Origin of the sequence: Bacillus sp. S3, from assembly GCF_005154805.1 — a bacterium.
GTDB lineage: Bacteria > Bacillota > Bacilli > Bacillales > Cytobacillaceae > Neobacillus.
The window spans coordinates 2,416,182-2,442,722 of sequence record NZ_CP039727.1 but is presented as its reverse complement, the minus strand read 5'-3'; the positions used below and the strand labels follow the sequence as shown (position 1 = coordinate 2,442,722).

Here is a 26,541-nt window from a genome sequence, read left to right as displayed (position 1 = left end):
ATATAAAATCAGAGTTATCTGAATTACTTATGAATCGTTCTTGACCTAGACAATAGTAGTATATAAAAGTAAAAAAGAGACCTGCTCTGACAAGGGAGCAGGTCTCGGATATCTTAAAATATGTTTATTGTTCCTTATCCTTATGGATAAATGACAGGAATGTTTCGCCGGCAGGTGTTAATTTCTTTTCATCATAAACGGAATAAAAAAACCTCTTTAATTGTAAATCTTGGATGGATAATTCGCGGATGGTGTTTAAAGATAGTTCATGTTGGACAGAGGCTTTAGAGATGATCGAAATACCTATACCTGCTTCAACAGCCGACTTTATGGACTGAGTATTGTCGAGTTCAAGAATCACATTCAATTTTGAAGGATACACATTCACTTTGATTAGCTGCTCTTCAATTAATTGTCTAGTACCCGAACCTGCTTCTCGAAGGATAAAAGGTAATGAATAAATTTCATCCGGGCTTAAGCTGTTCCTAAAATCAAGCGAATCTTGCAGGATAAAGTCCTTCGCAGCAATAAAGATTAGCTCATCCTCATAGAAGTAACGCTGGCGATATTCTGGGGAATTGATCATAGATTGAACAAATCCAATATGAATTTTCTCGTTCTTCAGCTTTTCAATAATCTGGTCCGAATTGTTAATTTCTAATACTATTTGAACATGGGGGAATTCCTTTTTGAAATGTCCTATCATCCGGGGAAGAATATGCTCTCCCAGCGTCAAACTGGCACCAATATTTAATACTCCGTGAGTGGAATTGGAAAGGAGTGTAATATCTTTTTGGGTTTGATGAATGATATAAATTATTTTTTCAGCTGATTGAAATAAAATCTCACCTGCTTGGGTTAAGTCAACTTTTCTAGTAGTCCTTTTAAATAGCTTCGTGTCCAAAGATTCTTCGAGTTGCCGAATTTGAGAACTGATATTCGGTTGTGACATATGAAGGATTTTTGCCGTTTTAGAAAAACTTTTTTCCCGTGCTACCGTATGAAATACTTTTAGATGGTCAAAATTCATCCCTTGTCCTCCTTTCTATCATTCTTATCACGAGCAATAACTTATGTAGAACTCTTTGCTTTATTTTTTGTATATTCAGATTATTGCACAAATAAACCAAAAAAGATAGTAGACAAGTCTAGTCAAGAAACTAACCTATCCGTATGAAGATAGGTTAGTTTTTTCCAGTGTATACATATTTACAACGTTTAAAAACCTAGATTCTTTTTTTAACCTCTTCCCTAATCGATTCAACTATTTCATCTGGGACAAACGCTGGAAATGAGGTACCATCCTCAAAAACCCAGGCATTGATGATCTCAAGATCCGCTTTTTTAAATGTCAGGCTATACGTTTTTTGGTTGTAGGAAAATTCAGCGGTTACATATTCCTCTACAGCAAAATCATCATCTATAATCATGTTAGTTATTTTATATGGCTCCATCGATTCATCTCCTTTTTTTTATCAACTCCCTATATCGTTAGCCTAAAAAAGTTGTTTATTCAAATAAATGAGAAGCAAAGGGTGTCACAAAACTGAGGGCACATTCTTTTCTACAAAACAAAATGATTTGACCATTAAAATTATCATCAATTCAGTTTTAATCATTATAGCTATTTTGTTCAACAGGAATTAGTCCAGTCTTTCTTGAATATAAGTAGGTAAAAAGTGTAAAATGGGGAGATTATTATGGCTTTTGTTGCAATCTATACTGTTGGCAGTCTAAAACATCCATATGAACATCCTGCCTCACGTGAGTTTTTTGAAGTGGGATATAAAATCATGCGGCAGGCATCTATATCAGGGCAGCTTATAAAGGAGTTTACATCTGATAGAGTGGCATTCCCTAAGGAAGCGATCAATGGGGAGGGTCCTCCTGTTCTGACACTAACAGTATGGGAAAACCTTCAGTCATTATATCGTTTTACCTATTCAGGCAAGCATAAACAAGCCTTACGAGACAGAAACAAGTGGATCGACCCTCATCAAGAGAAACAACCTACATATGTGGTGTGGTGGACGGAGAAGGTGATGGATGTATCCTGGGAGGAGGCTTTCAAGAGATACAACTATTATATTCAGCATGGACCAACCCCTTTTGCGTTTGACTATAAGCACGCATTTGATGAAGCAGGTGAGCCGTTGTTGGTTAATTAGTAAGGGGCAATTCTCTTGTTCCAAAATAGGAAGATGAAATCCTAAAATAGATCAACTCTCTCCATCGTTAGCCTAAAAAAATTATTTTACTCACGTTCAGTTTCCGCCCAATAAAAAAGGACCCCCAGCGCACTAAAGCGTTAGCGCGTCGGGGGTCTGACCGTAAAGCATCCTTATTTAAAAAGAAAAAACACCAACAATAATAAAATGGAAACCCCTTGCCCGACTGCTAGACCAATGAGCCACTTTTTAAAAAGATCTTCTCTCTTCTTCGAGTTATCCTCATGCAGCATCCATTTTTCTTCCCATTTCACTTGAAATTCCTTTTGATCGTGCTGTTGCTGTATGTTCCATTCCTCAGCCATCGCCATAAGATTAGCTTCTACAGCGCTAAAGTTTTTAATAATATAGGATAACCTTTCACTAACGGATTCAAATTTTACATTCGTGATGGATGCCTGTTCATTCATCTCTTTTGTTAACAGAACATGGATCTGCTCCTGAGAGGACCGAATGGCCTCCTGCACTTTTTCAGTTTTCAATTCAATATACTTATAGTCATTCCTCTGCATTTCTTTTAACTCTGCCAGCAGTTTTTCGGTCTTCCCTACATATTCTTGATATTGCAAATGCCACAAGGATATCTTTTTTTCCAATAGGTTGATATTCTCATTGAAATGCTGCAAGCTGCTGTCAAACAGCTCTGATTGGGGAGTAATGATTTCTTCCTTCAGCTGTTCACTGATATTTATTGGAAACCGTTTCAACGATTTCTGCATATTTTCAACAGACTCGTATACTTCCTCATTCAATTGGGCAATCGTTTGTTCACGTTCTTTTAATAGATTCTTTAATTCATCATAAAATAAAAGGTTATTGATTTTTTTCAACGATTGAATCGTCTCGTTGTATTTTTCATCCACGATCGTATTAGGTGTACTCATGTCCAATAATCCTTTCTGCTTGTATTAAAATCAACTGGCTGTATTGATGATATACCCATCGTTCTACATCTGTCGTCTCTTTGGCGAACAATTTCTCCTGCCATTCCGAAACTGCCTTCACAAACTCTTCCTTTAAAATTTCATCCAGCTTCTGCGGCCGTTCCATCTCGTGATTCCATTCCCAAAGAGCCCTGGAAAGTTTTTCTTCTAATGCTGCTATGCTCTTTTCGATTTGCGCTTTTTCCGCTTGCTTTTCTTCTATACTTTTTAAAACCATGCATCGGTGCTCCTTTTTACCACCACTCAGCTGCATGAGTTCTTTTTTTGCCTTTTGTTTAAAATGATTCAATTGGTCTCTATAATAATCGTAAACAATGGTGTTGTTTTCGTTTAACGTATCCCGTACAATCTTATAATCCTCTTCAAAATTCTTCGGTACGAAATATCGATCCAAACCTCGGCCATGTTTCAAGGAAAGGACCATTAACGGCGGGTTGGATTGGAAATCAAACAGTAAGGAGCGACCCGCATAAGGCAACATTTGTTTTATCTTTCTAGCAATCTCCTCCAGCTGCTCCCTATAAAACTCCGTCATTTCCCATTCCGCCTCATTGAAGCTTTCATTCAGCTTACTCGTTTTCCTCTCCTTCACCACAACTTGAGCTTTTTTCGGATCAAATTGAAATTTCTTGTATAATTCGCACGTGAACTTTTCTAATTGGATTTGACCTACATCCGTTAACAGTCCTTCATAGTGAATAATTTCCTCTTGTACATATTGAGCGGCCATGGTCAGATTGTGATAACCCTGCTCAGCTTCCTCAATCCTTTCCTTGATCCGCTTTATTTCTTTTTCCATCCGTTCCAAATCAAGTTTCTTCTGTTTGTAAATGCTGTACAGTATATTTTTAATCTGCATGATCTGATTTTCCGGTGTTTTCACTGCTGTTAACTCATCTTGCATTTCTCCGTCAAAACGCAAGAAATCTTTATGAAATCGGTTAATCGCCCTGAATATCCATTGATCCTTTTCTTCCTCGAGCTTTGTAAGCAAATCGATGCTCATTCTTCTAATTCCACTCCTATGTGACGATATATACCATCTTACTATATTTTCTACTCTTTTCTAAACTTACTGTGAATTTTTAAACAAAAAACAGGGTTCGAAATAAACTTTTAACATATTTGAAAAGTTTCCAATCCATCTATCACCATGTGTTATGATAGATAACATAGATGTTAACCAAATAAAAATTTTAGTTTACTTTCAAAGCAAAAGTGTTTAAACACACAGGGGGGAAAATTATGTATAAGCTGCGCGGACATCATCTGTTTTGTCTTCTAGGCTATCGGGGAATGGGGTATTCCCCAGAATATGTGAAAAATATGACACGTTTGCATCAAACTTTAAGAAACAACCCAAAAACGTTAATTCTACTTGTAAAGGGACCTGACCAATTGTGTGAAAAGTATCCCAACTCAGGTGAATACCATTGTCAAGACGTCCAGATCTATGAAAGAGATGCCGTTATTTTAGACAAAATGAACCTTAAAATCGGGCAAATTCTGAAATGGGAGGATATTGAGTCTCATATCCGGAAGCATGTCATCCCATCCGATATTCAAGTGGTCTGTGAAACATGCTCTTGGCGTTCCTTAGGGGCTTGCGAAGAAGGTATTCGAGAGATTCATGAAGAGAAGGGCTTAAGAGAAGTGAAATAAGCCCGCCTCTACCATTGTACCGTTAGTGGAAGAAAGTATAAGGAATTTAAAGTATGACACCGGAAAAATTCCCTTTTAATACTTCTTTTTCATGCTGATTTTCACATAAAAAGGATGCCATAATAGCTGTTCGATTATTTTCTTTCCTTTCGTATTTTTCAATTTTCACTTTACAAATGACGGTATCCCCCGTAAACACAGGTCTTAAAAACTCAAAATTCATTGTACGGGCCAGCACGTTTGCATCTCCCCCAACTTTTGTTGGCAGGGTTGCTGTTAATAATCCCTGTATGACAAGCCGTCCCTGTTCATCTGGAGTTCTATGATGTACCCCTTCATCACCTGAAATCTCTGTAAATAATTCAACATCCCTTACCGTAAAGGTCCGTTGAAACGTTACAATATCTCCTACTTTTAATGGCATGTAAATCTTCCTCCTGAAGGTTATATACAGTATGGTTAATGGTAATCTGAATATTACAACAATTAATAACAGCATTCAACTATCTTGCCCGTTAAAGCATTTCATCGAGCAGGATGGGAATGATAAGATTGTTAAATAAATTTGAGGAGGACTTATATGCAACAGGATCAACAAGCTAAAGAGAATTTGGGATCAGTGATGAAACCGGAATTTGCCGGGACTGATGCACAAAAAGTAAAACAAGAAATTCAAAAAGATGTAAGCGAAGGACAAGGTGCAATGACTTCCCGGGAGGCAGGAGCAATGCGCGATTAAAAAACCACTCTGAGTGGTTTTTTTATTCTTCAAAAATAAACTCGTTACATCTATCTTTTCGATTTAATGAAGTTGGTACAAATTTAATGATTAAGCGTGGTTGATTTTAATTGAAAACTGTTTTCGTAAAGAATAATGTTATTGATCGCGTTCATTCTCATAAAAAGGGTAATTTTATTCTTTTTTAAAAACTATTATAATTTATCAGCGAATTTTCTAAGTTTATCGGCGATTCCAAGCAATATATCGGCGAATTTTCAAATATATCGTCGAATCTAACCACTTTTTCGGCGAATTAAAAAAAAGCAACAATCTTTTTTAGAAAAGAGCCTTATTGAAATACTTACCTACCAGTGTAAAGTAACAGGGAAACCTATATTCAAGGCTACCATGTTACTTACCCTTATAATACCTCTCAGCACCGAATATACTAATCATTTAATCCCTTTCCATCAAGAATTTGCTGCATATATTTTTCAATCCTTGACACTCGAGTTTTGGATTGTTTGGCCCCCGAAAAATAAAGAATGTATGCTCTTTGCCTTCCCGGCGTCAATGCTTCAAAAGCCGTTTTCAAGGCAGGGATTTCATCGAATTTATTTTGTAATTCTTCAGGAATAACGAATTCTATATTCTTTTTAAAAGGCACTTCCAAACCGGCTTTTTCCACTTCTATGGCTTCATAAATATAGTCTTTCACGATCGTTTCCATTGCAACTATTTCTTGAAGATTAGTGAACCGAATTTGGCGCGCCGCCTGTACATTCTCCGTTTGCTGGATTAGAATCCCATGTGGATCCTTTAATAAGGCACCTTTGTGGAACAGAAGCGCACAATATTCTTTAAATCCATGGATTAAAACAATGTTTTTGTCCTCAAACATGTAACAAGGGTGCATCCACTTGATATCTTCATTCAGCTCACAATCAAGAACAATATTTCTCAACGCCTCAAATTCTTCCTTCCACTTTTTAGCCTTTTTTAAAAAGCCATCAACCTTACGATTCTTTCTACTATTCGTCACCAAGCAACACCCCACTTAAAATTTTTAATCTACATGTCTGCCGAGACTCCGATTGATTTCCGATTTATAATAGGGCATCATTCGGAGTCGTGTCAAGCAGATCTGGCTGTCCAACAACTCCAACAAAACTGACCAAAGACCTATTATTTCTTTATTATTTTTCAACGATGGTTCTTTTGTCAGTTCTTTTACGATATTTATTAGGTATCCCAATAGACTAATTGAATATAGTAGGAGGAATTTGCATGAAAGCGATCGTTTCCAATAAGTATGGTCCACCTGATGTTCTTGAATGGACAGAAGTTGAAAAGCCCGTCCCTAATGATCAGGAAGTTTTGGTAAAAATCCATGCAGCATCCTTAAATTATGGGAACTTGGTTCTTTTAAAAGGAGAACCGTTCTTAGCCCGTTTTGCGTTCGGTCTTCTAAAACCGAAATACTCCATCCCAGGCGGTGACATTGCAGGAGTGGTGGAAGCCGTCGGCAAAGATGTGAAGCAATTTCAACCAGGTGATGAGGTGTTCGGTGACCTTTCCGGTAGTGGTTGGGGCGGTTTCGCCGAGTATACAGCGGTACCCGAAACTGCATTAGTACTAAAACCGGCCAAACTGTCATTTGAAGAGGCAGCAGCGGTGCCAATGGCAGGGGTTACGGCTTTACAAGGTCTACGCAATAAAGGCAAGATTCAGTCGGGACATAAGGTATTGATTAATGGCGCTTCTGGTGGTGTCGGGACTTTCGCTGTACAAATCGCCAAATCATTCGGGGCAGAAGTTACGGGTGTGTGTAGCACAAGAAATGTAGACATTTTGCGGGCAATTGGGGCGGACCATGTGATTGACTATACAAAAGAGGATTTTACCCAAAAAGCGGAGAGGTATGATCTGATTTTAGGAGTAAATGGACATCATTCGATTTCGGCTTATAAGCGATCCTTAGCTCCCAATGGCATTTTTGTTCATGTTGGCGGTTCCGGGGCACAAATGTTCCAAGCTATGGTCCTCGGACCTTTGATTTCAAAGACTGGCGGGAAGAAAATGGGGACATTTTTGCAAAGGGCAAACCAAAGTGATTTGGTATACTTGAAAGAACTACTTGAAACCGGCCAAGTAAATCCTGTAATTGATAGAAAATACAAGTTGAATGAAGTACCCGATGCCTTCAGGTATTTTGCAGAAGGTCACGCACAAGGAAAAGTTATCATCACTGTGTGAGACTAAGAAAATCTGTGCCTGCCCCCGGATGCGCAAAAGCTTTTGCTTATCCGGGGACAGGCATCTTTATTTCAATAACTAGATGATTTTGGCATTTTTATTTATACTATTTAAAGATAAACAATGATTAGAGGTATTTTATGTTCCCATTGAAAATCGGTTATCGAACCGTGAAGACTGCTATAGGAGCCGCTGCAGCAATTAGTATTGCTCAATTTTTCGGCTTGAATTACTTTGCTTCTGCAGGAATCTTAACTATTCTTTGTGTGCAGAATTCCAAAAAAAAATCGTTATATGCTGCATATGCCCGATTTTTTGCCTGCATGCTGGCCATTTGCTTTTCTTTTCTCTTCTTTGAAATGATTGCCTACCACCCTGTTGTGCTTGGATTACTGCTTTTGATCTTTATTCCGCTAACCGTCCGTTTTAAAGTAAGTGAAGGGATTGTGACAAGTTCAGTTATTATTCTGCATCTGTATACAGGCAAACAAATAACCCTTGGTATTGTATTAAACGAGATCGCACTTATTGCCATTGGAATCGGAGTCGCTCTCATTGTCAATTTATATATGCCAAGCCTTGATGCTAAATTGACACAATTTCAAGAAGCGATAGAAGGAAATTTCCGAACAATCTTTCAAGAAATGGTCGCCTACCTTCGGACCAATGAAAGTCGTTGGATAGGACAAGAAATCATTGATACTGCCCGCCTGCTAGAAGAAGCGAAAAGTTTAGCGTTTCGGGATGTACAAAACCATTTTTTGCGAACGCAGGATTATTTTTACTATTATTTCAAGACACGTGAAAAACAATTTGAAATCATTGAACGGATCCTGCCAATGGTGACATCCATTGATCTGCTTGTCACACAAAGATATATGATCGCGGACTTTCTTGAAGAATTAAGCGAAGCCATTCACCCTGGAAACACGGCACAACTTCATTTAAATCGCTTGCATGATTTGCACAATCAATTCAAAGAAGAACCTCTCCCGAAATCAAGGGATGAATTTGAAGCCAGAGCCCAATTGTTTCAACTCCTAAAAGAGATTGAACAATATTTACTGATAAAGAAATCATTAAAAGTGTAATACCACATACACCAAAGGGAACATCACAGGGACGGTTATCATGGCTTAAATGAGCCTAATTTAGACAGCCAAAACCGTCCCCTATGGCTTTTATGGTGTTTTCCTTGGTGCAAACCAACCAATTAGGGCGATACCTACTAATACTCCATAGAAGATTAGTGTCCACGCGGTACTGTGGGGAAAATGATGACTTAAGACGCCAATATCTTCATGGGCAAGGGTTATGACAGCGAGTTTGACACCGACCCAGGCAACGATGGCATAGGCTGTTGTTTCCAGTGCTGGACGTTTTTCAAGAAGCTGGACAAACCAGGTTGCTGCAAACTTAATCAAAATAAGGCCAGCAATCCCTCCAAGAAGAACAACAATGAATTGTCCTCCATCCATCCCGCCGAAATCGTTAAGTGGTGAATCTGGAAGGCCAAGCGCTAGAGCAACGGCAGCTAGAATGGAATCAATGGCAAAAGCGAGGTCAGCTAAAGCAATCTTCCCTACTGTCGGCCAAAAACCTTTACCGACGGATTCCTTTTCATCATCTTTATGTATCTTCTTATTTTCTTGTCCGAACCGTGCCTGTATGACATGTTTCAATCCCAGATAAAGAAGATATGCTGCTCCTATTGCCTGGATTTGCCAGACGTTTGCAATAAAAGAAATAACAAAAAGTGCAGCAAATCGGAATACAAATGCCATAATGATTCCATGATTGATAGCTCTTTTTTTCTGATCTTCGGGTAAATGCTTGGCTATAACTGCTAGTACGAGAGCGTTGTCAGCTGATAACAAACCTTCTAATCCGATTAGAATGAACAATGCCCAAGCGTATTCCACCCATAGTGACTCCATCCACTTCTCACCTTTCTAAAGCAAAAATGCCTGTAAAAGTTGTGCTAATAATAGAATTTCCTATTAGGCTACAGGAAATCCCACTGAATATAGTTTAGATTATTCAGAAACAATTCCCACTCTACTATTTTACCTTTTTATACCTTATAACATGACCACCCATGCAAAAATTTTAGTCTTGAATAAATAAGTAATGTGTGTAAAATTATAGTTAATTGTATATATTAAATGTTTTCTAGGGTTCCGTAACTTAAAGTTGGTCTGGTCCGAGAGAAAACTCACAGCTGTGCTGTGTCACGGAAGGATAAAAGCCTGGGAGAAACTGTAGTACAGTTTTCTCTCAGGTTTTTTTGTTTTTGGTAAAAAAAAACGGAGGTGTCATTTAAGTGAACACAAACTGGATTAAAGTATTTGTTGCAGCGTTATTTGAAGTATTTTGGGTTATTGGATTGAAACACGCAGATGGCTTTTGGACTTGGGTTGGTACTATTATATCAATCATAATCAGTTTCTATGGAATGATTATGGCGGGACGAAAACTTCCCGTAGGAACTGTATATGCAGTATTTGTTGGCTTAGGTACGGCAGGTACTGTTATTTCTGAAATACTGTTCTTTGGAGAACCATTCAAAATGAGTAAAATCCTTTTGATTTTACTATTATTAGTAGGTGTAATTGGCTTGAAATTAGTGACGAAGGATAACATCAAGGAAGGGGCTGATTCCTAATGGCTTGGATTTCTTTAGTTTTAGCAGGTTTATTTGAAATGTTTGGTGTTGCAATGATTAATAAACTTCATCAGGATCGTAATTGGAAATCTTTAGCCTTATTAATTATTGGATTTGGAGCGAGCTTCCTATTGTTATCATATGCAATGGTAACACTTCCTATGGGGACAGCTTATGCGATATGGACGGGAATTGGTGCGTCCGGTGGAGCAATATTGGGAATGATTTTATATGGAGAATCTAAAGATTGGAAAAGACTAGTTTTCATTGGTTTGGTTTTAAGTGCAGCTGTAGGGCTGAAACTTGTTTCTTAATAAAGAAATGGGAAGGACCATATGGACGGTTCTTAGGGCTTGAAAGAGGTTAATTTAGACCACCAGAACCTCCAAATGGTTTTTGTCCACGGTTTTCTATGATAAACTATCAATAATATAACCTATAAGGATGATGAATCATGGAGAAACGAGTGGCATTATCATGGAGTGGCGGAAAAGATTGTTGTATGGCATTGGATACTCTTATTCAAACAGGATTTGAGGTCGCTTGCCTCGTAACCACTGTTCCAAAGGAGATTGGCCGAACATTTGGACACGGAGAGCGCACAGATATGATTCGATTACAAGGAGAGGCCCTTTCTATACCTGTTCATTTTATCGAATGCACGTTTGAAACATACACAGAAGAATTTGTTAAAGCTGTGCAAACCTTGAAGAATCAATATCAGATTACTGGTATTGCTTACGGAGATCTCTATTTAGATGGTCATCGAGATTGGGGCGAAAAGGTAGCAAATGCTGCAGGTGTGGATGCCCTCTATCCCCTTTGGAGCAAAAAAGAAGATGCTGGATCATTACTGGAAAGGTTTGTCGAATCGGGCTATAAAGCCATTGTTATTCGGGTAAGAGAAGATGTGCTCGATGAGACGTGGCTTGGCAGAATGCTGGATGAATCGTTCTTACAAGATGTACAAATGACGACAATTTGCCCAATGGGAGAATCAGGAGAATACCATACCTTTGTGTATGATGGTCCTCTATTCACGAAAAAAATTCATTTGGAATCTGCTGAATTCGTCCAACTTGAAACAACTAAAAAACTAGAATTTAAGAAATATTGTTTACTTGAAACAGATAAATAAACACAATGATCATTTATGGTTGAATAAATAAAGCGATATAAACAATAACATAATAGCAACCATTTTTTTTACGTCAATTGGAATGCGTGTTCCACCAAATAACCCGAAGTGGTCTATAATTGCACCCATTAGGATTTGCCCGGCAATGACCGCAGCTAAAGTAGGAGCGACTCCAATTTTCGGTACGAGGAATATAGTTGTGATCACATAAGTAACGCCTAACAGCCCTCCGATTAACTGCCATTTCGGAACTGTTGTCATCGCCAAAAGATTGCCTTTTCCAAAAAACAGGACGGCAAAGAACAAAGCAAGCGTTCCAATAACAAACGAAATAAACGAGGCTTCAAGGACTCCAACTCTTTTTCCTAACCCTCCATTTATTTGACCTTGAACCGCAACGGCTATACCGCCAATGATTCCAAGTATCGGAAATAGTATTTTCATAAGCTGAAATCCCCTTATCAATGTAATTCTTACGATTATTTTAGCACATTTTTTAACCATGGAAGCCGTCGGATATAATAATTTGGGAGTAAATTCATTTACTTGGAGAATACTAGATTAATTCGGAGAAAAAGGGTGCATAACATGAACTAGAAGTATGCACCCAAAATAATTTTTATTTAAAAATTCCGATACTTTTAAATGTATAGTCCGGTTACAAACCCTGCATGAATTGCATCGTATATTTTGCCCGGTTTTTTCCCGTCTCCTATGGAGTGTACATTTATATTCATTTGGTTCTTTAAAGAATGAGCGAAATCTTCATTAGACGTATAACCATGGGCAAGTATGATAGTGTCAGCGGCAATCTCTCTACGTTCACCCCCACGGTGGATTAAGAGCGCCCCCTGATCGTGAATTTCTTCTATTTCTGTCTCTTTGTAAATGAACACTTTTTGTTTACGTAACATTTCATTGTAAGAGGTTTTAAATGTTATCAAGTCATCATTCATGATGCTATCTGCTTTCTCAACGATAGTAACATGTCTCCCTTGATTGGATAAAAACAAGGCCGTTTCTGTTCCGGTTAATCCACCTCCTATGATCACTACATTTTCACCGACACTTGTTTTCTTTGAAAGAACGTCTTTCGCATGAACAACTGTCATTTTATCCATCCCCTTCACCTGGAAGGGCTTTGGCAGCTTGCCGGTAGAAATAATGACCTCTTCGTAATTCCCTTTTCGGACGGTATCAGCTGTGGCCTCTTCATGAACAATGTTAATATCTAGTTTTTCCAACTGAGAAATGTAATACGTTATTAAGTTATGGATATCCGGTTTGAATTTTGCTGCACCTGCAGCAACTAAAGCTCCTCCGAGTTCCCCTTTTTCATATAAGGTAACTTGATGTCCACGAAGTGCGCTTACCCTGGCTGCTTCCATTCCCGCAGGGCCCCCGCCAATAATAAGAATATTCTTAGGAGCAGCGGAAACTTTGATTGGTAATTCACCTTCTCTGCCCATATTTGGATTGACCGAACACCTGACAGAAAGATTGTTAAAGAAAGTTCTTTCCATACATCCATCATTACAACGAATACAAGGAATAATATCTTCTGGACGTCCTTCCTTAGCTTTCAACGGAAAATGTGGATCTGCCAATAAAGGTCTTGCTAAAGATACAAAATCTCCTTTTCCTTGACTAAGAATCTCCTCAGCAAATTCGGGCGTGGTAATAGAACCAGAAGCAATGACCGGGATCGAAACCTCCTGTTTGATTGACTCTGCAGCCCAAACGTTCGGGCCTTTCGGGATGGACATAGGGCTTACCTGGTAATGCATCGTGGTATGATCCCCACCCGATACATGTAAAGCATCTATCCCTAATTGTTCCGCCCTCTTACATACTTGAATCGATTCCTCCATCCTAAAGCCACCAGGTTCATAATCTGTCCCATTGACCCTCAAGATCACGGGATAATCATCTCCTACTTCTTCTTTCACACTTTTGACTACTTCCGTTAAAAATCTCATTCTGTTTTCTAAACTGCCGCCATATAAGTCCGTTCTCTTGTTCGTAAGTTGGGAAAGAAAGTTTGTTATTAAATAGCCATGGGCAGCGTGAATTTCAATACAATCAAATCCTGCCGTTTTGGCCCGTTTGGCTGCAGCGCCGTAATCTTTAACGATTTGTTTCATTTCCTCAATCGTCAGTTCTTCCGGCATCATTCCGGTTGTTTCATATTGTTCTGGCCACGGGATACGAGAGGCAGCTTTTACAGGAGGAATGCCCAGCATCCTTTGTCTCCCGCAGTGTGCAAGCTGTATTCCAACTTTTACTCCTTGATCATGAATGGTAGAAGCAAGCCACGATAAACCTGCGATATATTCATTATCACTAATCCCTAACTGACAGAAAGCTGTTTTACTTGCATCATTGTCGATAAAGACATATTCAGCAATAAGCAGCCCGACCCCGCCGCTGGCCAATTCTTTGTAATGTCTTATCTGCCTCTCCGATACCGTACCATCCCGATTACCAAGACCTGTGCCTGTGGAGGCTTTAACGATTCGATTTTCTATTTCCAGCTTGCCAATTTTCCCTGGTGTAAACAGATTAGAATAAGCAGCTACAGTCATTGAAAGACCCTCCAATCCATGTTTTTATTAAAGTGAAGTCTCTAGATCACTCGATTAAATCCGTCTACGCTCCACTCTATAGTAGCCAGCCCCTGTTATGCTTCTTTTTGTTGTGGAAGTTCTTTGGGAATGTTCATGAATTGACACATTTTCCCACAATTTGACTCGGATGCACAGGCTTTAGATGAAATCCATGTATTATTATGGAATGGACAGAGCACAAAATCGCTGCGATGCAGTGTTTCCCCTGTTATGGCACAATCCATCATATCCGAATCGCTTTCAGGGATTTCGGGAATTCTAGCAAAATATTGACGAACGACCTTTTCTTTTCCTAACAACATTGCAAGGATTGCGGGAAGAAAAAACGAACCAACAAACGTAACTGGAACCGCTGTTGCCTTGAATGAATCTCCAAACAAACCAATCACTCCTGCTAGGCCCAAAATGGTTGGGAACAAAAAGGATGCAAATCCAATCCAGTTCACTGCTGGTAAATACGCCCTCCGAAATTCACTCCATGATGGAATACCATATCTGCGTCTTACAAGCATTTTTTCGCCGAAGACTGCTCCAACCCATGCCGCAAACAGGACACTGGCCATCGAAGCTAGAGTCGGAAAATAACCCATGAATCCGGGGATAATGACAATGATATAGCCGATAATAGCAAACGGAACAAGCAGCCACGAACGGGCGACACCCTTATTACTCACCTGAGCCACGCTACTGTCAAATGCGAGCGTACCCAAGTACATATTCATAATATTGATGCGTAATTGTGTAATAATGATGAAAAATAAACCAAATGGTCCAAGAAGCCTAACGAATGTTACACCAGGATCAGGATTTGTGAATTGGGTGGAAGCAAGTAGAAAAATTCCCAGCATCCCAGCTATTACACAGCCGAACACCCCCAATATTATCGAGGATAGCACCGCTCCCTTCTTCTGCTCTTTGCGACGGACCATTCGCGTTACATCAGTGGATGCCCAAATGGAAACTAGCCCAAATGCTCCGATCCATGAACCTGTTGCAGACAATACAGTTGTAAAAGACAGGGGTGCACCTGACGGATTCGCTTTCCACCAGTCCCTAGCAAAATCAGCACTTGCTTTATCTGACCAACCGTAAAACAGTCCAACAAATCCGAGAATAAGCCCAATCGCATAAAGCCATAGGGTGAAATTTTGCAATTTGTTGATCAAAACCATGCCATATATGCCAAGCAGGACAAATACGGCTACAATCAAGGCGGCTGAGACCCAATAAGGTAAAATCGGAACATATTCAGAAAGCGAGTTTGCTAAAACAGTAAGTTCTACAGAAAACATAAGGACAAAGAATAGCGCTGAAAATAAACTAGTAACGATTGAACCATAATACCCCAAACTGGCTCTAGTCATTAAGTCCTTTCCAATACCCTCATTTGAAGCTTGCTTAGACGCATAGTAAATCCCGAAACTAACAATTATCCCAGTAATCAAAAATCCAATAATTGTCGCAGGAGCTCCAAAGGATAGCGTCAAGAGTGCCCCTGTTAGCGGAAAGGCAAGTCCAGTCGGTATGCCGGATAAACTCCAGAAAGCCTGCCAAGGACTAAACCTCCAATTTCCTGGAACTCTGTTTAGTCCGTAATCATCTGTGGCTGCTTCACTGTCCATTTCAAATGCCATATCTCGTGTGTCATAAAAATTTTGTTCATCCGCATGAAAAACCTTTTCTAATTTACTCGAATTCATATATCTGCCTCCGCTCAATACTTAATCTGAAATTAACCATTTATTCATCGTCGTCTGAATACTGGATACTGTCGACAGCTATTGATACAGATAGTTTTTAATCCTAATTGAATAACCCCATATTTAGTACGGCATTCTTAGCTTTTGCCAAATACAGGGTCATCGTCAATGTAAATATGCAATTACTAAAAAGTTAGAATCTATTAAACTGTTGCTTTTATTTGCCCGCCGTCCACTTGCAAGGCTGCCCCTGTGATAAAGGATGCTTTTTCTGAAGCTAGAAAAGTGACGGCATTAGCGATCTCTTCTGCTGTACCATATCGGCCAAGAGGAATTTCCTCAGCAATTTCTTCTTTTATGACTTCTACAGGTACCCCGCGTGCTTCTGATAAACGTCTGGTAATTTCCCTAGATCGATCCGTCCATGTTGGACCAGGCAAAACTTGGTTGACTAGGATATTATCTGGCGCTAATTCATTTGACAGGTGCTTTGATAATCCCGAAACGGCACTGCGGGCCATCGTCGAAATAACCCCGCTTTTCCGTGGCTGTTTCACCCAGGTGGAGGTCATAAAGATAATTCTGCCCCATTTGTTTTCTTTCATTTTAGGTACAACTCTTTTTGTCATTTGAAGGACTGGGAACAGCATCATATCCATTCCGTTTTTCCAGTCACCCTCTTCAGTATCAACAAAATCAGATGTTTTCGGACCACCGGTATTACAGATTAAAATATCCACTTGACCAAAATGATGGAGAACTTGATCCATTAACCGCTCCACATCATCCGGCTTTGACAAATCGGCAGCGACGGAAAAAACATCATGTTTGCCGCCTTTAGATAATTCTTCAGCTGCCTTTTTAATGCTTTCCTCGCTCCTTGAACTGATGGCTACACGTGCCCCTTCAGCGAGCATTGCTTCGGCTACCGCATATCCAAGACCTTTACTTGCTGCCGTTACGAGCACAACTTTTCCATTCATCCCTAAATCCACATTACACCTCTCCTATCAATGATCAAACTCTGCCCAGTTATAGACATCTGGTCTTCGCTGGGATAAAGACGGTACCCGTTTCCTGACATCCTCGACCAAATCTAAATCAAGGTCCACTGTGACAACTCCGTCTCTGTCAGATGACTGAGCAATCATGAGCCCCCAAGGGTCGATGGCCATACTGCGGCCGTAACTCCAATCATTATGCGGCGGGAACTGTCCATGGGTAGCAGGTGCCACCATATACACCTGGTTCTCAATAGCCCTGGCCCGTAAAAGGACTTCCCAATGGTCCATCCCCGTATGCAGCATAAAAATGGCTGGCACGAGAATGACTTTTGCACCTTTTAAAGTAAGAATACGGAACATTTCCGGAAAACGAATATCGAAACAAACGCTTAGGCCAACTGGAACTCCCTTTATGTTGGTAACGACAATCCGATCGCCAGCATCTTCTACTTGACTGCCAGCATGGGTTCTGCCGCCTATTTGGGCGTTAAAAGTGTGGATTTTATCATACACATCTTGAATTTCCCCTTCTGGGTTAATCACACAGCATGTATTTTTTAATTTTCCTTCTTCCTTCACCCGAAGCTTCATTGTCCCTGCAACAATATAGGTACCTAATTCCCGGGCCGTCTCCTTCAACTTCGTTATGGTAGGACCATCAATCGTTTCTGCTTTTTCAAAAAAGTCCTGTTTGGTCCCCATTAAATGAAAGTTTTCTGGAAGGACGATCACATCGGGATTACTCTTTGCTGCTTCCTTTGTTAATTCAATAGCCTTTTGAACATTTATTTCCACCTGATCGGTTACTTGCATTTGGACCATTGATACCTTTAGTTTATTCGTCATGTTATCCGCCCTTATTATGGTTTTAGTCGTGGATCCACAATCGTGCCTGCTGTAATAATTTCTTTTCCATCAAGTTCGATTGAGCAGCCGCGCATCGGAATATCATAATGGCACTTGGTAAAACGCTTTACATGCGCATTTGGGCCTGTTGACCACATAAAATTCCCTGCAAAGGCACGTGCATCCATCCCGTATGTTTCATTACCATAAAAGCTAAGAGCTTCCCAAAGGGCATTTTCATCTAACCCCCAGCCGAAATGGGACGTCCCGTATACATCCTTATCATTCCACGACTCAAAATACTGTTTAAATAATAAAACATCCAAGCCTTCGCCCTTAATATCCGTGATAAAACCTTTTTCAATCGTGATGTCAATTGGAGAGGAAATATAACGATTCAGCGGCAATAAAATATCCCCCGCATCTAAAACGATTCGCCCGTTCACACTTTCCTCAATCGGATAAAAGGCCGCAAACCCGCCAGCAAAATGATCCCATCTTCCAGGCTGATCGGTATAACCATATTGCCCAATAATCGGAGTATCACTTGCCAGTCTAACAGAGATATCAGTGCCGGCTGCAGAAGTAACTCTCATGGTTTCCGCTTGTTTCAACATATCCATGCTCGTTTCTACACGCTTCCTTAATGATTCTCTTGGGAACATTCTTTCAAGGATTTCAGCCTTTTCCCAAACCATTAGCATTCTTGCTCCATTACTTAGAGTAACGGCTCTTGCTTTTGTATGGACAAGACCTTCCGCTGTTACATCCACTACCATATCCGCTTTTCTTAAGGTTTCCATCGCTTGAGGAGTTGAATCTATAAAAATATCAATATCCTGTGTTTGCCGGCCGATATAAGGCAAATGGGCATGACGAATGCCTGGGAACTGTAGATTCATACCATGGGCACCTAAGGATTCAATTGCCGCTAAGAAAGCATCAACATATCCAACGCGTGATTCCGGCTGGCTGGCCACGACAACAAATTCACCTTCTTTTACTCCGCAAAGAACCAATTCATCTCTAAACAGTTTCGTTAATTGTGTAAAATTCGTAAGCATTACATCCACTCCCTTAGGAAATTTTTTGTTAACAAACATGATTGATCATTACAATGATTGATCGATTGGTACTGTATTTGGTACAGGTTTGACTTGGCACATTTTATTACATCTTGTCTCAGTTGCGCATGCTGTAGACGAAATCCAATTATCACTATGAAATGGGCATAAAACAAAATCACTTTTGTGCTCTGTCTCACCTGTTACAAAACATGTCATGGTATCAGATTCAACTGAAGGAATTTCAGGGATCCGTTTAAAGTACTGCTGAATCGTTTTTTCTTTTCCAAGAGCAGCGGCCATCACTACTGGTAAAATAAATGCTAACAGTAAACTGACAAACACGGATAATGCCTTTAAAATATCTCCCCATATGCCCAATGTTGCCGCCATACCGACAATGATAGAAACTAGCAGGGAAGTAAAACCAATCCAATTGATATTCGGCAAATACGCACGGCGGAATTCCGACCATTTTGGAATGTTATAAAGCGGACGGACCAGCATTGCCTCGCCAAAGGTTGATCCTACCCAAGAAGCAAAAATCACACCGGCAAACGTAGCAATCGTCGAAAAGTACTGTAAAAATGGGCTGACTACCATGATAAAGCCGATGAGGACAAAAGGAATTAAAAGCCAGGAACGCATGAAGCTCTTCTTTGTTAATTGGGCTAAAACATTATCAAAAGCTAGAGTTCCTAAATACATGTTCATGACATTTCCTCTTAATTGCGTAACAAAAACTAATAGCAGCCCTAATGGCCCTAATACCCAAACAAATGTTACTCCCGGATCCGGATTCACACCATTTGATGATGCAAGGAAGAAAATACCCATTGCCCCAATCAGGAATGAATTAATACATGAGTTGATAATGACTTGAAGAACAGCAATCTTTTTTCGTTCACTTCGGCGGGTCATCCTTGTAATGTCGGTGGAAGCGAAAATATTCATGAACCCAAACGCACCCATCCAAGCTCCGGTTGCACCGATAATCGTCATCCAAGATATTGGAACATTATTCGGATTCAGCTTCCACCATTCACCCGCAAAAGCGGTACTTGTTAGTTCAGACCAGCCGGTAAAAAGACCAATAAAAACGAGTCCGATTCCCACTACATAAAGGACAAAGGTAACGGTTTGAAGCTTTGCAATCCATACCATTCCGTAGATTCCTAATGGTACAAATACTGCGATAATGAGTAGAACAAGCAGCCAAAAAGGTAAAGATGGTAAAAATTCTGCTAAAGATCCAGCAATAACTGAGGTTTCAAGCGAAAACAGTATGGCTAAATAAATGCCAACAAACAATGTGTTAAGAACTGAACCGAGGTACCCATATGATGATCGGCTCATTAAATCTTTTCCAATACCCTCATTTGCCGACTTCATCGATGTGTAATACACTCCAAAACCTACTAAAACCATTGAAATTAGAAAGCCGATAATGACAGAAATGGCTCCGAATGCCAGAGTTAATAATGCTCCTGTTAGCGGATAGGCAATAGCCGTTGATAGCCCCATCCAGCTCCAGGCACTGCTCCAAGCTCCAAATCTCCAATCACCAGGCACTCTAAGTGTTCCATAATCATCCTTGTCACTTGCAGAATGAAGCCTTCGCTCCATATCCCTCGTATCATAAAAAAGGCTCTCCGAATGGTTTGCCAAATCTTTTACATCGCGATTTGCCATCTATTAACCTCCAAATATAGTAGGAATTATTGGTTACCTTTCTTCATTTAAAGACCGCCGGATGTCCTTACTAATCCTCTTATGCTTATTCCATTGTCAGCCTGGATGATGGTTCCAGTCATTGCCTTGGCACCTTCAGAGGCGAGTAATACATAAAGCTCTACATAATCCTTAGATTCTGGAATGAATGGCAGCGGTAATGCCTGTTCCACTCCAGATATAATTGAAGGAGCCTCTGAACCTAAGGAATTCGGCATCCCCATAGCCGTCGCAATCACACCTGGTGCCACTCCATTCACACGGATCTTTGGCGCAAGTTCGTAAGCTAGTTCTTTGATTAAGCCTGCGATGGCATGCTTGGAGGCGGTATAAATAGGGCCGCCTCCGGCGGAATAAAAGCTGGCATGAGAGGCGGTGAAAATCATACACCCTTCTGTTTTAAGCAGCTCTTGAAGAACTACTTTTGCCCCTAGTAAGTATCCTTTGACATTGACATTCATGACTTCATCAAATGCTGCCTCTATTCGGTTAAGAGAAAGGTCATTAATTCCCATATTTCCATCATAGATCCCTGCATTGCCGATAAAAATGTCTACCCTTCCAAATTTCTCAACGGTTGCCTCCACCATTTTGATATTTCCCTCTAAAGTGCTTACATCTGCATGGACAGTAATAATCGCTTCCCCTAAAAGAGTCTGCATTTCCTCAAGCCGTTCCTGCGATTTATCGACAATACATACGTGAGCACCTTCTTCGACAAAGCGCTCTGCAACTGCCCTGCCTAACCCAGAAGTCGCACCTGTAATCAAAGCAACTTTACCATTTAAGCGTCCGATCTTTTCCACTCTCCTTCTAGACTACATTCCTTTAATAAAACTTCCCGGGGGTTTTCTAAGTTTAGACCATGATTCAAGGGTATCCGCCATGCTTCTCCATATTTTAGTCGGAGAATCCGGATCTAAATAGGCTTGTTCAGCCACGTATTCAAAGCGATTTCCACCCGGTTCCAAGTAATAGGCATATAAATTCGGACCAATTGGATGACGCCCCGGCCCCAATTCCACATCAATTTCAAATTGTGCCAAAACATCACAAGCAACCTTAATATGTTCAAAATTACTCATCGTCCAAGAAAGATGATGCAATGTATCGTTAGGATTCTTCGTAATTGTTGTTGCGACATCATGATGGTAGCCGCGAAAGCGCATGAAGGTCATCATATATTTCCCATTCATCTCGGGATCGACAATATCAGAGATTTTAAAATCCAGTACTTCGCGAAAGAAATCTGTTTCTTTTTTCACATCTACCGTCATCAAATTAATATGGTCAATATTCAACGGCGCAGATGCCACATTTCGAGGGTAAGCTGGCCTTGCTGGATTGACATAACTATTATCTTCAACCAGAACAAACTCCATCGGAATGCCGCTGGGCAAATTGAAGCGAATTCCCTTTACCTGCCCTGGTTCTGTTCCGTTATGACGGTCCACTCGTACACCAAGATTCGATATTTTTTTATAGAAATACTCCACTTCTTCTTCGTTATCTGCCCGGACCGCGAAATGGGAAACGCCAGTTCCTCCTTCAGAGATGGCCAAATCGTAGTTTTTATCATAGCCGCAGCCTAAATAAATAACCCCATTTTCTCTTGCTATTTCTACTAAACCTAAACCTTCTTTATAAAAATTCATGGCCTTAGAAAGATCGTTCACTTTTAATTCTACGTGTTCAAATCTTTGGGCTTTCGAATGCATAACCTTCACCCTTTCTACTAGATTAGTTGGTTTAATTACTCTTTTGAAAAGGTATCATCCAAGCCAAAATGGATTTCAAAAAATTTCGAAAAATGTTCTGGTTTTAATAGTGTCAAGCTTTCCAATTGCATAGCATCCAATGTGATTTTTCCATCATTTTTTTTCGACTCGATTTCCAGTAACTCACCATTTTTTGTTTGAATTTTTCGAACATGGATACACGTAAATTCATTTGCAATTTGTAAAAGATCATCCTTTTCCGACATGTTCATTCACCTCAAGTCATTTTTCTCTAATCTAAATAAAGATCGCCAGGTTATTCATTGGTATGGTGGCATGATCAAGTAAAATAAGCCTTTTAGCTATTTTCCACTGTCCATCCACTCGGCGGATCGTATCATGCCTTTCACCGCTTAAAAACTGAAAAGTCGGCAAATCAAATTTCCCTCTATATAATAGGAAGTTTGTTTTATAGTGGATTTCGTTTTCATCGATTTCATCCATCGCAGCTCTGAAATTGGTTAAAAAATGCCTTGTTCTTGATACAGGGTCTTCCGCCCAGTTGTATTCTGAATAGGCACGAATGACACGCATCTCCATTGTGTTTTTTGTTTCGTCCATATGACTGGCCAAATCGCTGAATTCAGTTGGGGCTGCTTTCTCACGTGTCACTCTTACTGGAATTTTATACGTAAAATCATCTGTCATCAGTTCCAGCCAATCCCTGAATTTCCCGTCATCAATCAATTCAGCTTCTTGCAGAAAGAATTCAATTCCTTCTTGATATAGATCAAAAGGCACTTTCATTTTAATTCCCCCCTTTTACTCTTCTGAGAGCATTTCCTTTAAATAGTGGCGATACAAATGCCGCTGATTTCCTTCTTCATAACGTGGATAATAGGCTGTTCCAGGAAATGGCCAATCCATGACTTGTTTCGCCGTTCCCATCCCTTCCATCCCCATCTGCAGATTTAATTTCATGTTCTTCTTAGCAAACGTCCCCTTGGCATTTCTAGTAATGGTTTCCCAAGGGATGGCATCATCTAGTTCGAACGTTCCGGCAATTCCGAATGACGCCATTGCTGCCCGATATGAGGCCCTTTTAAATTCCTCTGAGGTATTTTTGTACATCATGAACCAGTTCCAAACCTCAATTTCATCCTTGCCTTTTGGCTGCCAAACTCTCCACGTAAACAGCGGGGTAGGCGGAACATTTTTCGGATCAGGGCTTAACGGAAGCATGAGGAATGAAATATTCGGGAATATATTTCCGACACAAACGCGTGAGCCACGTGCTAGTTCGAGCTGTTTTTCAGATAAATTTTCCAAATTAAAGGTTTTGACAATTTCTTCTGGATAGAAAAAGAAAAGCGGGTCCTTACTTTCTAGATCAATAGAAAAGCTGATTCCATGACCATTTCCTGCCTGTATATGATAGCCCTTCATATTTTCTCTAAGAGGGATTTGCATGACCCCAATATCATAGGTTGATTTATGGAGAGTCATTAAGTGATAATCGTCGCCAGAAAAGTTTTCGGCAGCAATTTTCCAGTTCGCCTTAATGATGAACCGTTGGGGTTCTCCCAAAACTTCCATACCTTGATCTTGCAAAGAAAAGATCATATCCAAGTACCAACCCATGCCGGCTAATGATTCTTTCAGGTCAGGACAGTTCTCATCTAACGTCGCAAAAACGAAGCCATGAAATATTTCTACCCGTGGTGCCTGAGTAAGTCCCCATTCCTTCCGATCCAGACCGCTATAAGCATCCTTAAACGAAGGGGTTCCCACTAAATCACCATTATTTTTAAACGTCCAGCCATGATAGGGACAGGTAAAATGAGAAGAGCTTCCTTTTGCGGCCCGGCAAATGCTCGCTCCGCGGTGTGGACAAACATCCAATAATACGCGGATTTCACCGTCACTTCCCCTGTTTACAATAAACGTATCGTCTCCAATAGACCGAAGAACGTAATCATTATTGTTCGGTATTTCCGATTCATGTGCAAGAAAATTCCAGTTTCTCCCGAAAACTCTTTCTAACTCTGCTTGATGTATTTCCTCATCATTCAAGACTCCAATTTTTGAGATTCCTTGCTCAAGGCTTGCCTGAAAATCTTCTAATATGGTTCTAGCCCTATTAGAAAGCGGCGACTTCAATTCCTTACACATATTGAGCACTCCCATTCCCCAATTATTTATATGAATCTTTATTTGCTGCCTAATCTATTCGGTTTGATTGTCATGGCTAGATACGCAGTCCGGTTACATAACCATCATGAATGGCATCATATATTTTTCCTGGACGCTTTCCATCTCCAATCGGAAAGACCTTTAGATCTGTTTGTTCTTGTAATTGCCGTGACAAATCAATATTTGCTGCATATCCTGTTGCTATAACGACTGTATCAGCAGTTAAGATTTGCTCCTTACCAGACCTATTTATAATCGTTATTTCCGTTTCATTTACTTCTTTTATTTCTGATGAAGTATAAATGGCTATGCCTTTTTGAGTTAAAAACTCCCTATATGACATTTTGAAAGTAATTAAGTCATCATTCAAAATATCCTTCGACTGCTCTATAATAGTGACGTTTCGTCCCTGATCAGCTAGAAATAAAGCGGTTTCAACCCCGGTCATCCCTCCGCCAACTATGACTACATTTTGTCCAGTTTCTTCCTTTTGGGACAAAACATCTATTCCATATATGGTCTTTGATGGGTTCATACCCTTAATATGAACAGGTTTTGGTATCTTTCCAACTGCAATCACAGCGGCGTCAAAGTCACCGGCTTTAATCGTATTCAGCGTTGCTTCTTCATGCACTATTTTTATCTTCAACTTCTCTATTTGGGCAGAGAAGTAGTTTTCTAGCGTTCGGATATCCGCTTTAAATGGAGTAACCGATGATGCCGGCAAAGCTCCGCCTACTTTTCCTTTTTCGAATAGTGTAACCTTATGGCCACGAAGTGCACTGACTCTAGCGGCCTCCATTCCTGCAGGTCCACCTCCAACTACCACAATATTTTTAGGAGCACTAGCGGGTGTTATTGGAAGCTCACCTTCTCTACCCGTATTTGGATTGACCGAGCACCTAATAGATTGATAGTTGAAGAATGTTCTTTCCATACAACCGTCATTACAACGAATACAAGGAATAATATCTTCCGGCCGGCCTTCTTTCGCTTTTAATGGGAAGGAAGGGTCCGCAAGTAAAGGTCTACCTAGAGAAACAAAGTCGACATTTTTATCTTGGAGGATTTCTTCTGCAAATTGCGGTGTGGTAATGGATCCTGATGCAATGATGGGAACAGAAGCAGTTCGTTTAATGGCCTCTGCTGCCCACACATTTGGGCCTTTTGGTACTGTCATGGGGCTTACTTGATAATTCATCATGTGATGATCGCCGCCTGACACATGGAAAGCGCAGATGCCCAGTTGTTCAGCCTGCTTACAAACCTCTATCGATTCCTCAATGGTAATGCCATCGGGTTCATAATCTGTCCCATTTATTCTCATGGTTATCGGGAATTCCTCACCTACTTTTGCCTTCACGTTTCTAATGACTTCCAGTAAAAACCTCATTCGATTCTCTAAAGTCCCACCGTATAAGTCTGTCCGTTTATTTGTGTGAGGGGAAAGGAAATTTGTAATCAAATAGCCGTGCGCAGCATGTATTTCAACTAAATCAAATCCTGCAATCTTTGCACGCCTAGCTGCATCGCCAAAATCTTCTACAATTTGTTTGATTTCTTCTATAGTGAGTTCTTCGGGTACATTTCCGGTTTGTTCATAAAGCGTTGGCCAGGGGATTCTTGATGGTGCTTTAATAGGTGGTGTACCTAAGAATTTTTGCCTTCCACAATGTTCAATTTGAATGCCTGCTTTTGCCCCTTCATCGTGAATCGAAGAAACCAGCCAGGATAAACCTGCAATATGTTCATTATCACTAATTCCCAATTGGCAATACGCTGATTTACTCGCTTCATTGTCGATATACGTATATTCCACAATAATCAGACCTGTACCGCCGCGGGCGATTTCTTTATAATGTCTGACCAATCTTTCAGAGACTGTACCATCACGATTACTTAGACCCGTCGATTGCGGCGCTTTTACGATTCTGTTTTTTAATTCAAGGCTGCCTATTTTCCCAGGTGATAATAACTTAGCAAACTGCTCACTCATCAGATAACCCCCGTTTTCACTAATTTAAAGTGTGTTACAACAAACTGG

General features: G+C 40.2%; 28 protein-coding genes and 1 riboswitch. Of the genes, 8 read left to right on the top strand and 20 right to left on the bottom strand.

Annotated features, from left to right (window positions below):
* Positions 1 to 124: 124 nt before the first annotated feature.
* Positions 125 to 1,030: a selenium metabolism-associated LysR family transcriptional regulator gene (locus tag FAY30_RS11790; protein WP_149870066.1), complete on the bottom strand. Its 906-nt coding sequence runs from the start codon at positions 1,028 to 1,030 to the stop codon at positions 125 to 127.
* A 196-nt stretch (positions 1,031 to 1,226) separates the two neighbouring features.
* Entirely contained in the window at positions 1,227 to 1,454 is a 228-nt protein-coding gene (locus FAY30_RS11785; RefSeq protein ID WP_149870065.1) for a hypothetical protein, read from the bottom strand.
* A 246-nt stretch (positions 1,455 to 1,700) separates the two neighbouring features.
* Between FAY30_RS11785 and FAY30_RS11780 the strand changes: the two genes are divergently transcribed.
* Entirely contained in the window at positions 1,701 to 2,168 is a 468-nt protein-coding gene (locus FAY30_RS11780; protein WP_149870064.1) for a DUF3291 domain-containing protein, read from the top strand.
* Positions 2,169 to 2,341: 173 nt separating this feature from the next.
* On the opposite strand, the gene FAY30_RS11775 is transcribed toward FAY30_RS11780, so the two are convergent.
* Together FAY30_RS11775 and FAY30_RS11770 are read right to left on the bottom strand one after the other, a co-directional pair.
* The gene (locus tag FAY30_RS11775; protein ID WP_149870063.1) at positions 2,342 to 3,112 is read right to left on the bottom strand and encodes a hypothetical protein; all 771 of its coding nucleotides are present in this window, start codon (positions 3,110 to 3,112) and stop codon (positions 2,342 to 2,344) included.
* Positions 3,099 to 4,178 (bottom strand): hypothetical protein, encoded by a 1,080-nt coding sequence (locus FAY30_RS11770; protein WP_149870062.1) that lies wholly within the window; start codon positions 4,176 to 4,178, stop codon positions 3,099 to 3,101. Before FAY30_RS11770 ends, FAY30_RS11775 begins: the two co-directional genes overlap by 14 nt.
* Before the next feature lie 239 nt (positions 4,179 to 4,417).
* Between FAY30_RS11770 and FAY30_RS11765 the strand changes: the two genes are divergently transcribed.
* Entirely contained in the window at positions 4,418 to 4,834 is a 417-nt protein-coding gene (locus FAY30_RS11765; RefSeq protein ID WP_149870061.1) for a DUF1284 domain-containing protein, read from the top strand.
* 46 nt (positions 4,835 to 4,880) lie between these two features.
* Here FAY30_RS11765 and FAY30_RS11760 read toward each other — a convergent pair whose 3' ends face one another.
* Positions 4,881 to 5,258, bottom strand: coding sequence for an FAS1-like dehydratase domain-containing protein (locus FAY30_RS11760; protein ID WP_149870060.1), 378 nt, complete (start codon positions 5,256 to 5,258; stop codon positions 4,881 to 4,883).
* A 156-nt stretch (positions 5,259 to 5,414) separates the two neighbouring features.
* Between FAY30_RS11760 and FAY30_RS27145 the strand changes: the two genes are divergently transcribed.
* Positions 5,415 to 5,573 carry a hypothetical protein gene (locus FAY30_RS27145; RefSeq protein WP_190284886.1) on the top strand — a complete coding sequence of 53 codons (159 nt, stop codon included), beginning with the start codon at positions 5,415 to 5,417 and terminating at the stop codon, positions 5,571 to 5,573.
* Between the two features lie 430 nt (positions 5,574 to 6,003).
* Here the strand turns inward: FAY30_RS27145 and FAY30_RS11755 are convergent, their stop codons facing one another.
* Positions 6,004 to 6,597, bottom strand: a complete 594-nt coding sequence (locus FAY30_RS11755) for a YdeI/OmpD-associated family protein (protein WP_149870059.1) — start codon at positions 6,595 to 6,597, stop codon at positions 6,004 to 6,006.
* A 245-nt stretch (positions 6,598 to 6,842) separates the two neighbouring features.
* Between FAY30_RS11755 and FAY30_RS11750 the strand changes: the two genes are divergently transcribed.
* Positions 6,843 to 7,811 carry an NAD(P)-dependent alcohol dehydrogenase gene (locus FAY30_RS11750; protein WP_149870058.1) on the top strand — a complete coding sequence of 323 codons (969 nt, stop codon included), beginning with the start codon at positions 6,843 to 6,845 and terminating at the stop codon, positions 7,809 to 7,811.
* Positions 7,812 to 7,951: 140 nt separating this feature from the next.
* Positions 7,952 to 8,902 carry an aromatic acid exporter family protein gene (locus tag FAY30_RS11745; RefSeq protein ID WP_149870057.1) on the top strand — a complete coding sequence of 317 codons (951 nt, stop codon included), beginning with the start codon at positions 7,952 to 7,954 and terminating at the stop codon, positions 8,900 to 8,902.
* A 90-nt stretch (positions 8,903 to 8,992) separates the two neighbouring features.
* On the opposite strand, the gene FAY30_RS11740 is transcribed toward FAY30_RS11745, so the two are convergent.
* Positions 8,993 to 9,748: a TerC family protein gene (locus FAY30_RS11740; RefSeq protein WP_149870056.1), complete on the bottom strand. Its 756-nt coding sequence runs from the start codon at positions 9,746 to 9,748 to the stop codon at positions 8,993 to 8,995.
* 224 nt (positions 9,749 to 9,972) lie between these two features.
* A riboswitch (guanidine-I (ykkC/yxkD leader) is annotated at positions 9,973 to 10,069 on the top strand.
* 65 nt (positions 10,070 to 10,134) lie between these two features.
* On the opposite strand from FAY30_RS11740, the gene FAY30_RS11735 reads away from it, so the two are divergent.
* The 3 genes from FAY30_RS11735 (at position 10,135) to FAY30_RS11725 (ending at position 11,614) form a co-directional block, all read left to right on the top strand.
* Positions 10,135 to 10,476, top strand: a complete 342-nt coding sequence (locus tag FAY30_RS11735; protein WP_149870055.1) for a DMT family transporter — start codon at positions 10,135 to 10,137, stop codon at positions 10,474 to 10,476.
* Entirely contained in the window at positions 10,476 to 10,790 is a 315-nt protein-coding gene (locus tag FAY30_RS11730) for a DMT family transporter (RefSeq protein WP_149870054.1), read from the top strand. The genes FAY30_RS11735 and FAY30_RS11730 overlap by 1 nt, the downstream gene beginning before the upstream one ends.
* A 140-nt stretch (positions 10,791 to 10,930) precedes the next feature.
* Positions 10,931 to 11,614, top strand: a complete 684-nt coding sequence (locus FAY30_RS11725) for a Dph6-related ATP pyrophosphatase (protein WP_149870053.1) — start codon at positions 10,931 to 10,933, stop codon at positions 11,612 to 11,614.
* 9 nt (positions 11,615 to 11,623) lie between these two features.
* Here the strand turns inward: FAY30_RS11725 and FAY30_RS11720 are convergent, their stop codons facing one another.
* The 13 genes from FAY30_RS11720 to FAY30_RS11660 all read right to left on the bottom strand — a co-directional run bounded on the left by FAY30_RS11720 (position 11,624) and on the right by FAY30_RS11660 (position 26,493).
* Positions 11,624 to 12,058, bottom strand: coding sequence for a DMT family transporter (locus FAY30_RS11720; RefSeq protein ID WP_149870052.1), 435 nt, complete (start codon positions 12,056 to 12,058; stop codon positions 11,624 to 11,626).
* 197 nt (positions 12,059 to 12,255) lie between these two features.
* Positions 12,256 to 14,199, bottom strand: a complete 1,944-nt coding sequence (locus tag FAY30_RS11715; protein ID WP_149870051.1) for an NAD(P)/FAD-dependent oxidoreductase — start codon at positions 14,197 to 14,199, stop codon at positions 12,256 to 12,258.
* Between the two features lie 95 nt (positions 14,200 to 14,294).
* Positions 14,295 to 15,941 carry a purine-cytosine permease family protein gene (locus tag FAY30_RS11710; RefSeq protein WP_149870050.1) on the bottom strand — a complete coding sequence of 549 codons (1,647 nt, stop codon included), beginning with the start codon at positions 15,939 to 15,941 and terminating at the stop codon, positions 14,295 to 14,297.
* A 203-nt stretch (positions 15,942 to 16,144) separates the two neighbouring features.
* On the bottom strand, positions 16,145 to 16,936 hold the full coding sequence (locus FAY30_RS11705) for an SDR family oxidoreductase (RefSeq protein ID WP_149870049.1): 792 nt from the start codon (positions 16,934 to 16,936) through the stop codon (positions 16,145 to 16,147).
* A 15-nt stretch (positions 16,937 to 16,951) separates the two neighbouring features.
* Positions 16,952 to 17,791: a carbon-nitrogen hydrolase family protein gene (locus FAY30_RS11700; protein WP_149870048.1), complete on the bottom strand. Its 840-nt coding sequence runs from the start codon at positions 17,789 to 17,791 to the stop codon at positions 16,952 to 16,954.
* Positions 17,792 to 17,805: 14 nt separating this feature from the next.
* Entirely contained in the window at positions 17,806 to 18,855 is a 1,050-nt protein-coding gene (locus FAY30_RS11695) for a 2,5-dihydroxypyridine 5,6-dioxygenase NicX family protein (protein WP_149870047.1), read from the bottom strand.
* Between the two features lie 48 nt (positions 18,856 to 18,903).
* Entirely contained in the window at positions 18,904 to 20,547 is a 1,644-nt protein-coding gene (locus FAY30_RS11690) for a purine-cytosine permease family protein (RefSeq protein ID WP_149870046.1), read from the bottom strand.
* Between the two features lie 47 nt (positions 20,548 to 20,594).
* Positions 20,595 to 21,392 carry an SDR family NAD(P)-dependent oxidoreductase gene (locus tag FAY30_RS11685; protein WP_223820948.1) on the bottom strand — a complete coding sequence of 266 codons (798 nt, stop codon included), beginning with the start codon at positions 21,390 to 21,392 and terminating at the stop codon, positions 20,595 to 20,597.
* A 12-nt stretch (positions 21,393 to 21,404) separates the two neighbouring features.
* The gene (locus FAY30_RS11680) at positions 21,405 to 22,304 is read right to left on the bottom strand and encodes a VOC family protein (protein WP_149870045.1); all 900 of its coding nucleotides are present in this window, start codon (positions 22,302 to 22,304) and stop codon (positions 21,405 to 21,407) included.
* 35 nt (positions 22,305 to 22,339) lie between these two features.
* Complete coding sequence (locus FAY30_RS11675) at positions 22,340 to 22,570, bottom strand: dihydrodiol dehydrogenase (RefSeq protein WP_190284885.1); 231 nt, start codon at positions 22,568 to 22,570, stop codon at positions 22,340 to 22,342.
* 31 nt (positions 22,571 to 22,601) lie between these two features.
* Entirely contained in the window at positions 22,602 to 23,111 is a 510-nt protein-coding gene (locus FAY30_RS11670) for an aromatic-ring-hydroxylating dioxygenase subunit beta (protein WP_149870044.1), read from the bottom strand.
* 15 nt (positions 23,112 to 23,126) lie between these two features.
* Complete coding sequence (locus FAY30_RS11665; protein ID WP_190284884.1) at positions 23,127 to 24,476, bottom strand: aromatic ring-hydroxylating oxygenase subunit alpha; 1,350 nt, start codon at positions 24,474 to 24,476, stop codon at positions 23,127 to 23,129.
* A 76-nt stretch (positions 24,477 to 24,552) separates the two neighbouring features.
* The gene (locus FAY30_RS11660) at positions 24,553 to 26,493 is read right to left on the bottom strand and encodes an NAD(P)/FAD-dependent oxidoreductase (protein WP_149870042.1); all 1,941 of its coding nucleotides are present in this window, start codon (positions 26,491 to 26,493) and stop codon (positions 24,553 to 24,555) included.
* Between the last annotated feature and the right edge of the window lie 48 nt (positions 26,494 to 26,541).

What these genes read in the sequence shown, in the direction of transcription:
- FAY30_RS11790 (WP_149870066.1), bottom strand. Translation starts at nt 1,030, where the DNA reads ATGAATTTTGACCATCTAAAAGTATTTCATACGGTAGCACGGGAAAAA.
- FAY30_RS11785 (WP_149870065.1), bottom strand. Translation starts at nt 1,454, where the DNA reads ATGGAGCCATATAAAATAACTAACATGATTATAGATGATGATTTTGCT.
- FAY30_RS11780 (WP_149870064.1), top strand. Translation starts at nt 1,701, where the DNA reads ATGGCTTTTGTTGCAATCTATACTGTTGGCAGTCTAAAACATCCATAT.
- FAY30_RS11775 (WP_149870063.1), bottom strand. Translation starts at nt 3,112, where the DNA reads ATGAGTACACCTAATACGATCGTGGATGAAAAATACAACGAGACGATT.
- FAY30_RS11770 (WP_149870062.1), bottom strand. Translation starts at nt 4,178, where the DNA reads ATGAGCATCGATTTGCTTACAAAGCTCGAGGAAGAAAAGGATCAATGG.
- FAY30_RS11765 (WP_149870061.1), top strand. Translation starts at nt 4,418, where the DNA reads ATGTATAAGCTGCGCGGACATCATCTGTTTTGTCTTCTAGGCTATCGG.
- FAY30_RS11760 (WP_149870060.1), bottom strand. Translation starts at nt 5,258, where the DNA reads ATGCCATTAAAAGTAGGAGATATTGTAACGTTTCAACGGACCTTTACG.
- FAY30_RS27145 (WP_190284886.1), top strand. Translation starts at nt 5,415, where the DNA reads ATGCAACAGGATCAACAAGCTAAAGAGAATTTGGGATCAGTGATGAAA.
- FAY30_RS11750 (WP_149870058.1), top strand. Translation starts at nt 6,843, where the DNA reads ATGAAAGCGATCGTTTCCAATAAGTATGGTCCACCTGATGTTCTTGAA.
- FAY30_RS11745 (WP_149870057.1), top strand. Translation starts at nt 7,952, where the DNA reads ATGTTCCCATTGAAAATCGGTTATCGAACCGTGAAGACTGCTATAGGA.
- FAY30_RS11740 (WP_149870056.1), bottom strand. Translation starts at nt 9,748, where the DNA reads ATGGAGTCACTATGGGTGGAATACGCTTGGGCATTGTTCATTCTAATC.
- FAY30_RS11730 (WP_149870054.1), top strand. Translation starts at nt 10,476, where the DNA reads ATGGCTTGGATTTCTTTAGTTTTAGCAGGTTTATTTGAAATGTTTGGT.
- FAY30_RS11725 (WP_149870053.1), top strand. Translation starts at nt 10,931, where the DNA reads ATGGAGAAACGAGTGGCATTATCATGGAGTGGCGGAAAAGATTGTTGT.
- FAY30_RS11720 (WP_149870052.1), bottom strand. Translation starts at nt 12,058, where the DNA reads ATGAAAATACTATTTCCGATACTTGGAATCATTGGCGGTATAGCCGTT.
- FAY30_RS11715 (WP_149870051.1), bottom strand. Translation starts at nt 14,199, where the DNA reads ATGACTGTAGCTGCTTATTCTAATCTGTTTACACCAGGGAAAATTGGC.
- FAY30_RS11710 (WP_149870050.1), bottom strand. Translation starts at nt 15,941, where the DNA reads ATGAATTCGAGTAAATTAGAAAAGGTTTTTCATGCGGATGAACAAAAT.
- FAY30_RS11700 (WP_149870048.1), bottom strand. Translation starts at nt 17,791, where the DNA reads ATGACGAATAAACTAAAGGTATCAATGGTCCAAATGCAAGTAACCGAT.
- FAY30_RS11695 (WP_149870047.1), bottom strand. Translation starts at nt 18,855, where the DNA reads ATGCTTACGAATTTTACACAATTAACGAAACTGTTTAGAGATGAATTG.
- FAY30_RS11690 (WP_149870046.1), bottom strand. Translation starts at nt 20,547, where the DNA reads ATGGCAAATCGCGATGTAAAAGATTTGGCAAACCATTCGGAGAGCCTT.
- FAY30_RS11680 (WP_149870045.1), bottom strand. Translation starts at nt 22,304, where the DNA reads ATGCATTCGAAAGCCCAAAGATTTGAACACGTAGAATTAAAAGTGAAC.
- FAY30_RS11675 (WP_190284885.1), bottom strand. Translation starts at nt 22,570, where the DNA reads ATGTCGGAAAAGGATGATCTTTTACAAATTGCAAATGAATTTACGTGT.
- FAY30_RS11670 (WP_149870044.1), bottom strand. Translation starts at nt 23,111, where the DNA reads ATGAAAGTGCCTTTTGATCTATATCAAGAAGGAATTGAATTCTTTCTG.
- FAY30_RS11665 (WP_190284884.1), bottom strand. Translation starts at nt 24,476, where the DNA reads ATGTGTAAGGAATTGAAGTCGCCGCTTTCTAATAGGGCTAGAACCATA.
- FAY30_RS11660 (WP_149870042.1), bottom strand. Translation starts at nt 26,493, where the DNA reads ATGAGTGAGCAGTTTGCTAAGTTATTATCACCTGGGAAAATAGGCAGC.